Consider the following 12,343-nt stretch of genomic DNA (forward strand, 5'->3'; position numbering starts at 1 on the left):
AGGTATCAGGTCAGTTGACCGGGGATGATAATCTGTTGAATTGGCTGACTATTATTAAGCTGATCCAGCAGTTGTTGTGCTGCTTTCACCCCTGCGCTGCCATAACCCAATTCAACTGACAGGGTATTGGGGAACAGAAAGTGCAGTAGCGGCGTATTACCAATGCCACACACCTGAATATGTTGCTGCCCCTGCTGCTGTAAGTACTTACTTACCCCCATGGCGATGGTATCAGAGGCACATACCAGTGCCGAGGTATCCGGTTTTATCACCTGCGGTGCCAGTTGAAAACCACTCTGATAGCTCAACTCACCCAGTGCAACCGTAGGTATCAGGCCGTGCTGCTGGCTGTAATCAAGGTAGGATTGGTGGCGGCGCATACCCGTGGTGGCATCCGACGGCTGCACGCCGATATAGCTGATATGACGATGACCCGCATGGCGTAACTTATCCATCAGCAGGCGCACCGCCCCCTCATCGTCATAGCAGACGGAGGAGTAACCGGCGTATTCCCGCGCCAACACCACCATTTTCTCTTGCCACGGCGAGAGCATATCTGCGGTTAACCCAGTGAAACCAAACAGAATCACCCCATCCACATTGCGCTGTTGCAGCACATGCAGATGCTCGCTGACCAAAGTGGCATCAAACTGGCTCTCCATCAGAATCGGGTCGTAACCTTGCTGGTAGAACAGTGGCAGCATGGTGCGTACCGCCTGATTCTCAGACGGTGAATCCAGACGCGAGACAATAATCGCTACCACTTTATCGCTCTGCCCTCGCATGGCACGAGCTGATTTTGACGGGGTAAACCCCTGCTGACGAATAATCGCCTCAACCCGTTCCCGCGTCTGTGGGCTGACACTGCCTTCGTTATTCAATACCCGCGAAACCGTGGATTTTCCAACTCCACTCATGCGGGCAATGTCCTTAATGGTTAAGCGGTTTTGCATGGTTTACCTAATGTTTAGGTTTAGAAATATATAATAAACTGATTATTTATACTTGATGGCATACAGGGAAGCATAGCATGCACAGAATCAGACTCAGCGCATGATATCCCAATGACCGGCGACATATTGTCACCCTAACGGATTATCTTCTCGTCAGGGTGATTTTTGCCGTGTTAACCATGGTTATGCCGTTTAGTGTCTGTCTAGCTGTTTGGTGGCTAAGCTATCATTAGCGACCTATTTTTATCGCGTACCAGAGGGGTAGAAGTCGCGTAGCGCCTACCCTAGTTATTAATTTACCGGAGGTTAATGACCCAGTGGACCCTGTTCCCTCAACCGCACCCGATGGGTGCCTCCGGTAAGGTCTCTCCTCGTCTGAGGTGATTGCCTGACCGGATAATAATCTGGTCGGCCGTCACCGCGCACTTTCCCCGTGTTGGTCTCTGCTGATGATTTTTTGCTCTCTCACGGCAGCTTTGCTGTGGGCGCAACATGATGGCGCTAGATAAGCGGCGTCATCAAATGACAGTAAGGTTAGCACCATGCACGTTAAAAACTTCACCCGACAATTGCTCAATGCATTGAGCCGCAGCCTGCCCCGCCGCCTGATCCGCCGGGAAACCATGCTAGAGGGTTTGCCGCAGGGAAGTGCGGCTCAAGATCTGCCCGTCGCCCTGACTCAGCAGCGCTTGCAGTGCGCCAATGAGACGCCACAGCAGCTCTACCAGCGCTTTAAGAGCCACCCTGAGGGGTTGACCGAGCAGGAGGCGCAGGCGATTCGCCTCAACAGCGGCAATAATGAAATTGAGAATCAGCAGACAACTCGCTGGTGGGTCCACCTATGGCACTGCTACCGCAACCCATTTAACTTGCTGCTAACCATTCTGGCACTGATCTCCTATGCCACCGAAGACCTCACCGCCGCACTGGTGATTGGTGCCATGGTCTTGATCTCCACCCTGATGCACTTTATTCAGGAAGCGCGCTCAAGCCGCGCGGCGGATGCATTGAAAGCCATGGTCAGCAACACCGCGACCGTGATCCGCAGCGATGCCCATACCGGCAAGAGCGAACATCGTGAATTGCCCATCTCACAGTTAGTGCCCGGCGATATCATCAAGCTCTCGGCTGGCGACATGATCCCGGCAGATTTGCGCATTTTGCTGGCAAAAGACCTGTTTATCAGTCAGGCCGCATTGACCGGTGAATCACTGCCAGTGGAGAAACTGGCCCAGTGCCGTGAGTGTGAGGAGCAGAATCCACTGGAGCGCGATACCCTGTGCTTTATGGGCACCAATGTGATCAGCGGCTCGGCGCTGGCGATAGTCATCGGCACCGGCAATCAAACCTATTTTGGCCTATTGGCTGAGCGGGTGACCCATCAGGATGAGCAACCCAACGCCTTCCAGAGTGGCATTAGTAAAGTCAGTTGGCTGCTGATCCGTTTCATGTTGGTGATGACGCCAATTGTGTTACTGATCAACGGCTTTACCAAAGGTGACTGGTGGGAAGCCGCGCTTTTTGCGCTCTCTGTCGCCGTCGGTTTAACCCCAGAAATGTTGCCGATGATCGTCACCTCGACCCTGGCAAAAGGGGCGGTGAAGCTGTCGCAACAGAAAGTGATCGTCAAACGACTGGATGCCATTCAGAACTTTGGCGCGATGGACACTCTGTGTACCGATAAAACCGGCACCCTGACTCAAGATAAGATCGTGTTGGAGAGTCATACCGATGTGTTTGGTGCCAACTGTGAGCGCGTGTTGCACTACGCCTGGCTCAACAGCTACTACCAAACCGGGCTGAAAAATCTGCTGGATGTGGCGGTGCTCTCCTCCATGGCGGGATCTGCCATCGCCGAGTCTCAGGCCGCCGACACACTGGCGGGTTACCGCAAAATCGATGAGATCCCCTTTGATTTCGAACGCCGCCGCATGTCTGTGGTGGTCAGCGATAAATCGGATTATCACGAGCTTATCTGCAAAGGGGCGCTGGAAGAGATGCTCTCCATTTGCCGCCATGTCCGTCAGGGGGATGAGGTTATCCCCATCACTGATGCGCTGCTGGCCCGTATTCGCCGCATTACGGATGAGCAGAACCAGCAAGGGCTGCGGGTGGTGGCCGTCGCTACCCGCATTCTACCCGCCTATCAGCGGGATTATGCCGTTATCGATGAATATGACCTGATTTTGGAAGGCTATATCGCCTTCCTCGATCCACCGAAAGAGAGCACTGCCCCTGCGCTATTGGCGCTGAAAAACAGTGGTGTTAACGTAAAAATTCTCACTGGTGACAATGAGTTAGTGGCGCGTAAGGTCTGTAAAGATGTTGGATTATCTGTCGAGCAGGTTTTGCGCGGCAATGATATTGAGCAGATGACAGAGGCAGAACTGACCGAAGCTACCCGCACCACCACCGTGTTTGCCAAACTGACCCCGATGCATAAAGAACGTATCGTGCAAAACCTGCGGGCCGGAGGCCATGTGGTGGGTTTTATGGGGGATGGCATCAATGATGCGCCAGCGCTACGGGCGGCTGACATTGGGATCTCCGTCGATTCGGCGGTGGATATCGCCAAAGAAGCCGCCGATATCATTTTGCTAGAAAAGAGCCTAATGGTGCTGGAACAGGGGGTGATCGAAGGCCGCCGCACCTTCGCCAACATGCTGAAATACATCAAAATGACTGCCAGCTCCAACTTTGGTAATGTCTTCAGCGTATTGATTGCCAGCGCATTTTTACCCTTCTTGCCGATGCTGCCTCTACATCTGTTAATCCAAAATCTGCTGTACGATATTTCGCAGATTGCCATCCCGTTCGATAACGTCGACGAAGAGCAACTGGCGAAGCCACAACGCTGGAACGCCGGCGATCTGGGGCGCTTTATGGTGTTCTTTGGCCCGATAAGTTCTATTTTTGACGTATTGACCTTTAGCCTTATGTGGTGGGTATTTAAGGCCAATACGCCGGAAATGCAGACCTTGTTCCAGTCCGGTTGGTTTATTGAGGGGCTGCTGTCTCAGACATTGATCGTGCATATGATTCGTACCCGCAAGATTCCATTTATCCAGAGCCGCGCCTCATGGCCACTGTGCTTAATGACACTGGCGGTGGTGGTCATCGGTATCGGGCTAACCTTCTCACCACTGGCGGGATTCCTGCAATTACAAGCGCTGCCACTGGCTTACTTCCCGTGGCTGATAGTGATCCTGGCCGGATATATGGTGACGACGCAGTGGGTGAAAGGGTGGTTTGTGAGGAGATATGGCTGGCAGTGATGCTAGCTGTATTACATATTGATTTGGCGATTGATTCGTTTGAGGTGAGAGTTAAATTCGACTCAAACAATCAATCGCGATGGCCTTAAAACTATCAAAATGCTGACTACTCAACAGACGGCTCATGGAGCGCTCGCGCACAAAGGTGACGAACAGATCGTAAATCGCCATCGCCTCTTCATAATCGGTTTTACTGATGGCCAGCAAGAAGATGACATAGGCCACTTCGCCATCCCCCCAGGCAATACCATTGGGGGCCAGCAGTGTCACCACCACCGTTCTCTTCGCCAATAAGCCCAGTGAATGTGGCAGCGCGATCCCCTCGCCTAGCATGGTGGAGACAATCGCCTCCCGCTCAACTACTGACGGGTAGAAATCGGCATCAACAAACCCTTCCGCCTCCAGCTGACAACAGACTTTCTCAAACAGCTGTGCCTGTGTTATCGGCTGGTCGATAATCATAAAGTGCTGGCGATCAAAGAACTTTTCCAACATGTAGGGGCGAGTTCGATCCACCAAGACTAGCTTGCCCAACTGCTCCAGCTGATACTCGGTCGGGAATGGCGACATCACCACCACTGGCTTGTTTTTCTCAGCTAATCGCGAGTTGGAAATAACGAAATCTTCGTCGATATGGTGGAGAATTTCGTAATCACGTAGGGAAATGGTCTGTGTCATCACAATTTGCGGATACTTACGGGAAATCTGCGCCTGGATCATACGGGTGGTGGAGTTACCAGTATCACACACCAACATCACCTGCGGATGGCGCTGATAACCAATATTGTAATGGCGCTCCAGCCCCACCCCAATATGCAGCACCAGATAGCCAATTTCATTCTCACTCAAGCTGTAAGGGGTATATTTTCCCCAACTGGATACCGCCGCCAGCGTCACATCATAGGCCATCGGATAGTGCTGTTTAATATTGGATAACAACGGGTTAGGAATGGTTATCTGATACTTCACCCGCGTGATCATGGTTTTGATATGGGTGAGCAGATCACAGCGCAACTGCTTATCGCCCTGCAAATTGTAATTATAGTGCGCGTTGATATAAGAGAGGATGTAATCCACCAGCGTCTCTTCATCATCAGCATTGATTTCACTTGGCCGGCTACTGCCAGACGGGTTGGTTTGCACCCGACGGGCGGCAATATTGACCCGTAAATAGGCCTCTTCCGCCGCCGAAATATCTTTTTTGGACAGTGACTTAAGCTCATTTGCCAAGCGGCCTGATGCCAGTTTCACCGCCTCATCCACATCTTCGGCGTCAAAATCGGATAACGGATAGCCATCAGTGATCCGTTTTATCGCCACCGCACAGTAAAAAATCAGGTATTGCTCACCTTCATCAGTCAGCCGCACCCCATATTGATCCAGTAGCGCGTGTAATCTTTCGGTCAAATCCGGGATGGCCTGAATGCTCAGAAACTCATTTTTTAATAATGGGTTATCGGTGTCTTGCAGTTGTAGCTGGAACAAAAGATCCGTCAGACAGGTGCGGATCGCCAACTCCGCGCCAAATAATTTCATGCCATAGCGGGGCTTGGTTTCAATCGTCAAATGGTAGCGGTTCAGCCTCTCTCTCACCTCAGCCATATCATTTTGCAATGTGCCACGACTGACAAACCATTCATCGGCTAAATCTTCCAGCTTCAATGAAAAAGCGGAGGTCAGAAAACGGATTAACAGATAGTGCACTCGCTCATTGGCAGTGCGCGGGGTTAAATGCGTTTTACGGTTTTGCTGCTGCAGAGCACGAAAGCGCTCGGCGTCATCGATCATTAACCGATAACCAAAGCCACGGTTATGTACAAAATGTGCACCATAATGCTCAAGAATTTCATTCAACGCCGTGATATCTGCCCGCACAGTACGTGTCGAGACCGCAAAGCGCTTCGCCAGCTCATCCTGAGGCAGCGTCTCCGATTGCAGTGCATCGAACATATAGGCCAGACGTTGATAGGGAAATCTCACTGCTCCACTCCGTTATCCAAACATGCTGTTTTTCAAGGCATTGAGGCCATCCCCTGCCAGCATCTGCGCAGGGGATGGTCTCACCAAGTGCCAGGGTCAATTTGCCACTTTGTGGATCAATTTTAAAGCGGCTTCTGCTATCGCGGTGCTGATTCAGCGCCTACAGGCAGTGGTTGTCGAGTACCTGTATCGGTCGTTACACCACGATCTTTTTGACGATATCCAATAATGTTTTTACATCTTGCGGGCGGGTATTGCCCGTTTTGCTGTCGATAATTGAGCTGTAGATGTGCGGGATGATTTTTGTCACTCCGGCATCCAGTGCGATCTGCACAATTTGCTCGAAATTATCCAGATCGATACCACCCGTTGGCTCCAGCCAGAAACCGGTCGCCGCACAAGCTTCGGCGACAAATCGATACTCGTCGATAGAGTCCAAGCCGTTCATTGGGAAGAATTTTATCGAGCTGCCGCCCATATCTTTCAACATGGCAATAGCGGTGGTGACCGCAACGATCGCGTCTTTCTGCTGTGAGCTGAGGGGGCCGGTGGAGATCTTCACATACCCCACTTTACCGGTCGGTGAGACCAGGCCGTTAACCACCGTCTCCTGCTGCCCCAGCAGAGCGCGACTCGGGCCGACGCCAGTAAATACCTGATTTACATGCTGTGGTTTCAGCTGCTGCACAATCTGGCTAACCATCGTCGATTGCTTAGGATCACCCGCACCCAACCCGACGGATAGAGCATTATCGATAAGTGCCGCATACTCGCGCATCTCTTTCACCGCGCTGTCGACATCAGGGTAATTTTTCGATAACACCCCCACCAACACATGGCCTTCGGCGGCCTGGTAGATCTCACGCGCATTCTCTTTTGAACCGGCCAGCACATTCAGACACACCCGATCACGGTAATAATTTGGGGTCAATTTCATGGCTTAGGCTCCCTTAATCAGCTGGTTGATACAGCGGTAAATTGTTTCGAGTTGCGGTGGTGTTACACTGCGAACATCCACTTCAATCTTACCTTCGTTGGCTTTGTAGGCACGGAAATAGATGGCAATATCACCATTTTTTAGCGCATCAACCAGATCTGGTGTCGAGCGGCCGATTTTGGCTTCATCAAAACTGATCTCAGTGCGGGCAATATCGCGCCCAGCCGCATCCCAAACCACTTTGGCGCAGACGCCGTCGATGCTATTCAGTTGGGTGATGAAAGGCGTAATCTTCGCCACCATCTGCTGGCCGCTCTCTTTTTCCAGTGTCATGTAGCTTTCAATGGCGCGGGTTAGGCCGAGGATACCCTCTTTACCCACTTTCATCGCCCGACCAATGCCGTTTGATTGCAGTTTCACCCAATCAACATAGGTTTTCTTACCTAAGACCAATCCGCTGGTCGGCCCTTCAATAGCTTTGGCCCCACTGTAAATCACCAAATCAGCGCCCATTTGGTAGTAACAGAGCAGATCTTCTTCCGCTGCCGCGTCAACGATTAATGGCAGTTGATGCTTGCGGGCGATGACCACCGCTTGCTCAACCGATAAAATGCTTTTTTGCACACAATGGTGGGATTTTATATACAAGATCGCCGCTGTATTGCGCGTGATCGCCGCTTCTAGCTGTTCAGGCAAACACTCATTGGCATAACCGGCTTCCACCACTTTACCGCCACCCAAGGTCACCATGGTATCAACTGGCGCACCAAAGTTAACATTGTGCCCCTTCGGCAGCACAATTTCATTGGGCACCGTGCGGGGTGCGGCATGAAGATTGACCAGCAAATTCGCATCATCTTTCACGATCACGGCAGCGACGGATTGCGCAACTCCGGCAGAGGCGCAAGAGACCACCACCGCGCTCTCAACATTTAGTAAATCGGCAATGTAAGCGCCGGTTTTATTCACCAGATCTTTCATTTCAAAGTAGTGATTTAGACCCAGCTCCACGGCGTCAATCACCTCTTGCCGTGGTGTTGAAACCCCAAGCATCGTCATACGGCCAGAGGCATTAATCACATGTTTTAGCTGGTATTTCTCATAAACTGAAGACATCTTTTAACTTCCCTTCGTCAGTTAACACTAAGTCACCGGCCACCACCGCAGCCAGTGGCACCAGATACTGTTCACCGGTGACCGATTTACCTTCCGAATCGCTGAATACCTGCGGCTGCTGTTTCAGCTCAAAAATAGTCAGGTCAGCATCATAGCCCTCAGCCACGACCCCTTTATGGCTCAGGCGCAGCGCTTGGGCGGCATTTTCGGTTACACAGCTGATGACCTGTTCCAAGTTTAGGCCGATGGTGAAAAATTTGGACATCACGCTCGCCAGGCTATGCACCGGCCCACTTATGCGGTTGCGGCAATAGATGTCGGAGCTGATGGTGTGCGGGTAGATACCTTGCTTGATGGCAAGCTCGGCAACCTCAAAGCTGAAACTGGCGCTACCATGGCCCACATCCAGCAACACGCCGCGTTTTAGTGCGCGCTGAATAGATTCACGCAAAGCCCCCGCAGGGGTCAGAATTCGGTTGGGTTTGCCGTTATAGCAATGAGTAATAATGTCGCCCTGCGTCAGTAAATCGGCAATTTCATCCAGATCCGGCGGGTTATTGCCAATGTGCACCATCAGCGGCAACTGGTTGTTCTCTTGCTGGATCTCTTTGGCGCGAATCAGCGGCTTAATACCGTTTTTACCCACCACACTGCTACTCATTCGGGCCTTAATGCCGATAATGAAATCGGGGTTACGAGCAATCGCCTGACTGACACTTTGCTTATCAATCTGCGCCATATCAGCTAATTCGTTTTGCGTGACGATGCCGGTTTTTGCAATATTTAAAAAAGCATAAACATGGGTTTTGGCCGCGCGAGTCAGGCGGTAGAAATCATCAATATCATTGGCACCCGTGCTGCCGGCATCCACCACCGTGGTCACGCCACTGGCAACACCAACTAAATCAGCTTCGTCATGATAAATAGGCGATGCGGGGTAGCAGTGAACATGGGAATCAATCCAGCCGGCACTGAGATAATATCTCCCAGCCAGATCCAGGACTTTTTTGGCCGGATAAAAAGGGGGTTCAATTTGGTTATTTTCAACCGCAGCAATAGTCGCGCTCACCGCCGTTATTTTTCCATCATTAATGGCAATATCCACCTGATGGCCATTAACCAATAGTGCCCGAGTGATAATAAAGTCATGCATTATCTTTATTCTCCGTTATACCCTTCTTACTGAGTATCGCAGCGGGGTAAATATCCGGTAATTTGAATATTCCCCCCGAAGTTCAGGAAATCGCGACCGGGAAAATAGACCCTAAAATCATGGCACCCAAAATTGCGCCACCGGTTATAGGTTTATTCCACAGATAAAACAGTAATGCGCCACCTAAAGAGCCGATACCAATGGGAATTGATGCAGTAATCGCGGACAGAATAATCAGTGGCCCCAAAAAGCGGCCCGATGAGTTACCTGCGCCCATCATGACATCTGCACCGTAAGTCGAATTACTTTGGTTAATCGTAAATTTACGTGCCAAAATAATCAGATAGCCGATAGCTAGACCAATTATCAGGCCGGTCACCAAGGAGGCGGCAAAATTGGCCACCGGGAACACAAATCCAGCCCCCAGCAATAATGCCGGCACACCCAAACCTACGCCGGTTTGAATCGCACCACCGATATCTAAAATACCGACCAGCGAACCTTCAATAATACGGGCAAATAAGAAGCTGGCACCAAATGCAGCCACTGCCCCATAAACCCCGGTATCCATTCCTGCACGTAGCATTGAAACAAATGCCACTTCGTTAAATGCGCCGATACCATATAAATAGTACATATGAGTACCCGCAAACACGCCGGAAGATAATAGCCCTACAAAGATCGGAAAGGACCAGTCGGCATACCAGAAATTATTCTTGGTTTGTTCATCCATCATTAAGCTCCTCTCGCTGTGTTATTTTCCGCTCAATGCGTTATGAATGGTATCGAGCCACACGGGCACACCCAGACTGAATGACTCCAGGAATTTCATGTCGAATCCACGGAAGAAGCCACTGAGCACGAACAGCAGCACAATCACTGTCATCATGATTTTTGTGACTTTATTCCAGCCGCTCTCCTCAACCCCTTTACCAATTAAAATACCCAGAACCAGACCCGGAACGGCATTACCCATAATTAACTGCGCCAGGCCGCCGAAAATAGTGGCCCAGAAACCAGAACGACGTCCGGCATCAATGGCGGCTAGCCAGAAAATAACCGGCATCACGGTGTTAACCAGAATATTAGCGGCCGGCACCAAGACCTTAATTGCCGTAACCTGTAATGCAGCCGGAACCGCTGAAGCGGTAGTATTGAGGAAGCTGACGACAATAACCCCGATAATGCCGCAGGCAATCGCCATCTTTTTCGGGTTATGCATGGTTTCCGCCACATTGCGATTTTTAATCATCAATGCTGCAGCACCCCAGTTCGGAATAATGCGGTGGTCGACATCCTGAGTAAAGGCCCCAGCGGCAACCGACGAGGCCCAGGCGTTGAAGAAGAAGCCTAGCCCGAAGGAGAAATGCGATGCCGGATCGCCCTCACACGAGTTCAACTCGCCCAAGGTACGAAATGCGCCCATGCCCTGTATTGTCGGCGCATGGAACATGCGGGCGGCCCCAACACCAACCCCCACGCCGACCAGTCCGCCGATAATAATCGACTTAAAAAGAATAATTAAAAACATCAACATATCCTTTCATCTATAAGTCACACCCAAGCAATTGAAGTTGCAGCTAGCTGCAAATAACAGTGCGGTGGGAATAGACTTTTTATTTAGAAACGAAGACAACCTTTTCTGTGTCAATAATTGTCACGTTCACGGTAATATCTAATTCAACACTGTATGTTTTTCTTTCTCGCGGCAGAAAAAAGAGTAAAAACTTCTCTTTTTTCACTGATAATTCGGCGCGTAATACTTTGACGTCTTGTGGTTCAATCCGTAACAGAATATTTTGCGTCGACTTCAACACCGTATTTTGGACATTACCCAGTGCATTGGCGAAAGCTTTACCCTTAGTATCGCCTTTGCCTTTTACCTGCACCTGAGTGGTATATTGTTCTTTCATTACGGCTGACCATATTTCTTGATATACGCTTCCACTAATTTCTGCCCTAACTCTTCTTTATCCATAAATCCGAAGCCTAATACCTTGCAGCCTTCATTTATTGCGGTCACACCCTCTTCGACTGAACGCATACCGTATTTTGCTTTGTAGCCATACTTATTTTGGGCCGTAATAGCACCCGCACCGCCGCTACCACAAAATGAGATACCGAAGTCTGCTTGTTCGCTATTCATCACATCACCCAGTTTCATGTCTGCGGCAACACCGGGAATAACCACCACGCGGCCACCAGCCAATTCAACACCTTGCCCAACTTTTTGGCCTTTACCTAAACGGTCGCCAATTACAACGGTAATTTGACTCATAGTCTCTTCTCCAGATGACTGTTTTATGGGTTATTATCTTTCGCTACTTCAAAATGCACCGATAACAAATAAGCCTCTTCAATCGGCAAATTGGCAAACCTGTCGACAACTTGCTGGGCCATTTGCATTGAATGTGCTGAAATTTCATCAAATAATGATTTATCCACCTCAGGTAATGGCTCGCCAGTGATTGAACGTAACACCATGGCCCGAATATGTGATGTCAACATTTGCTGCTGCACATCGTTGGTGAAAATGTTTTCGGCATTTAACATCACGGTAATTTCAGCTAATACCCGCTCAGTGATGATATTTACCTCTGCGACTCCAGGTTCCTCGGCTGCATTCAATGTGACTACATCATTCACGCTGACAATCCTCTATTTCTTGCTGTAACAACTTTCTGACTACAAAGAGAGCTTCGTTTACCTCCCCTCTGCGCGATGACATCACCCTACCTGCAAGCGGAATAGGTGTGTAGCGGCATTTTTTCCAGTTCAAAGTGGAAATGTCATGTACCGGGGGGATCACATTCGCAAAATAGGCGTTTACATAGCTAACTTAATCATTAACAACAAAATAACTTTTATATAAATGCACCGTGAATGCCTGCGGTGGAAAAAAGTTCGTGATCCGGATCTCTTTCTTTTC

At 50.1% G+C, this 12,343-nt stretch carries 11 protein-coding genes; 1 reads left to right on the forward strand and 10 read right to left on the reverse strand.

Annotated features, from left to right (window positions below):
* Positions 1-5: 5 nt before the first annotated feature.
* A complete protein-coding gene (gene treR, locus HRK25_RS04090; RefSeq protein ID WP_005271431.1) occupies positions 6-953 on the reverse strand; it encodes a trehalose operon repressor TreR in 948 nt (315 codons plus the stop codon).
* Between the two features lie 542 nt (positions 954-1,495).
* On the opposite strand from treR, the gene mgtA reads away from it, so the two are divergent.
* Positions 1,496-4,228, forward strand: coding sequence for a magnesium-translocating P-type ATPase (gene mgtA, locus HRK25_RS04095; protein WP_005271430.1), 2,733 nt, complete (start codon positions 1,496-1,498; stop codon positions 4,226-4,228).
* Between the two features lie 51 nt (positions 4,229-4,279).
* On the opposite strand, the gene HRK25_RS04100 is transcribed toward mgtA, so the two are convergent.
* The 9 genes from HRK25_RS04100 to HRK25_RS04140 all read right to left on the reverse strand — a co-directional run bounded on the left by HRK25_RS04100 (position 4,280) and on the right by HRK25_RS04140 (position 12,060).
* On the reverse strand, positions 4,280-6,208 hold the full coding sequence (locus HRK25_RS04100; RefSeq protein ID WP_005271428.1) for a BglG family transcription antiterminator: 1,929 nt from the start codon (positions 6,206-6,208) through the stop codon (positions 4,280-4,282).
* A 196-nt stretch (positions 6,209-6,404) separates the two neighbouring features.
* Entirely contained in the window at positions 6,405-7,145 is a 741-nt protein-coding gene (dagF, locus tag HRK25_RS04105) for a 2-dehydro-3-deoxy-phosphogluconate aldolase (protein ID WP_005271427.1), read from the reverse strand.
* A 3-nt stretch (positions 7,146-7,148) separates the two neighbouring features.
* Positions 7,149-8,261: a DgaE family pyridoxal phosphate-dependent ammonia lyase gene (locus HRK25_RS04110; RefSeq protein WP_032896645.1), complete on the reverse strand. Its 1,113-nt coding sequence runs from the start codon at positions 8,259-8,261 to the stop codon at positions 7,149-7,151.
* Positions 8,245-9,414 carry an amidohydrolase/deacetylase family metallohydrolase gene (locus tag HRK25_RS04115; protein WP_005271423.1) on the reverse strand — a complete coding sequence of 390 codons (1,170 nt, stop codon included), beginning with the start codon at positions 9,412-9,414 and terminating at the stop codon, positions 8,245-8,247. The genes HRK25_RS04110 and HRK25_RS04115 overlap by 17 nt, the downstream gene beginning before the upstream one ends.
* A gap of 82 nt (positions 9,415-9,496) precedes the next feature.
* A complete protein-coding gene (locus HRK25_RS04120) occupies positions 9,497-10,147 on the reverse strand; it encodes a DUF4310 family protein (RefSeq protein ID WP_032896643.1) in 651 nt (216 codons plus the stop codon).
* Between the two features lie 21 nt (positions 10,148-10,168).
* On the reverse strand, positions 10,169-10,945 hold the full coding sequence (locus HRK25_RS04125; RefSeq protein WP_004701420.1) for a DUF4311 domain-containing protein: 777 nt from the start codon (positions 10,943-10,945) through the stop codon (positions 10,169-10,171).
* 85 nt (positions 10,946-11,030) lie between these two features.
* Complete coding sequence (locus HRK25_RS04130) at positions 11,031-11,327, reverse strand: DUF4312 family protein (RefSeq protein WP_032815603.1); 297 nt, start codon at positions 11,325-11,327, stop codon at positions 11,031-11,033.
* A complete protein-coding gene (locus HRK25_RS04135; RefSeq protein WP_005271418.1) occupies positions 11,327-11,692 on the reverse strand; it encodes a glycine-rich SFCGS family protein in 366 nt (121 codons plus the stop codon). Before HRK25_RS04135 ends, HRK25_RS04130 begins: the two co-directional genes overlap by 1 nt.
* 23 nt (positions 11,693-11,715) lie before the next feature.
* Positions 11,716-12,060: a PRD domain-containing protein gene (locus tag HRK25_RS04140; RefSeq protein WP_005271416.1), complete on the reverse strand. Its 345-nt coding sequence runs from the start codon at positions 12,058-12,060 to the stop codon at positions 11,716-11,718.
* Positions 12,061-12,343: the final 283 nt, after the last annotated feature.

The sequence above is a fragment of the Yersinia bercovieri ATCC 43970 genome (assembly GCF_013282745.1).
In the GTDB taxonomy this organism is placed as follows: Bacteria; Pseudomonadota; Gammaproteobacteria; order Enterobacterales; family Enterobacteriaceae; genus Yersinia; species Yersinia bercovieri.

What these genes read in the sequence shown, in the direction of transcription:
- treR (WP_005271431.1), bottom strand. Translation starts at nt 953, where the DNA reads ATGCAAAACCGCTTAACCATTAAGGACATTGCCCGCATGAGTGGAGTT.
- mgtA (WP_005271430.1), top strand. Translation starts at nt 1,496, where the DNA reads ATGCACGTTAAAAACTTCACCCGACAATTGCTCAATGCATTGAGCCGC.
- dagF (WP_005271427.1), bottom strand. Translation starts at nt 7,145, where the DNA reads ATGAAATTGACCCCAAATTATTACCGTGATCGGGTGTGTCTGAATGTG.
- HRK25_RS04110 (WP_032896645.1), bottom strand. Translation starts at nt 8,261, where the DNA reads ATGTCTTCAGTTTATGAGAAATACCAGCTAAAACATGTGATTAATGCC.
- HRK25_RS04115 (WP_005271423.1), bottom strand. Translation starts at nt 9,414, where the DNA reads ATGCATGACTTTATTATCACTCGGGCACTATTGGTTAATGGCCATCAG.
- HRK25_RS04120 (WP_032896643.1), bottom strand. Translation starts at nt 10,147, where the DNA reads ATGGATGAACAAACCAAGAATAATTTCTGGTATGCCGACTGGTCCTTT.
- HRK25_RS04125 (WP_004701420.1), bottom strand. Translation starts at nt 10,945, where the DNA reads ATGTTTTTAATTATTCTTTTTAAGTCGATTATTATCGGCGGACTGGTC.
- HRK25_RS04130 (WP_032815603.1), bottom strand. Translation starts at nt 11,327, where the DNA reads ATGAAAGAACAATATACCACTCAGGTGCAGGTAAAAGGCAAAGGCGAT.
- HRK25_RS04135 (WP_005271418.1), bottom strand. Translation starts at nt 11,692, where the DNA reads ATGAGTCAAATTACCGTTGTAATTGGCGACCGTTTAGGTAAAGGCCAA.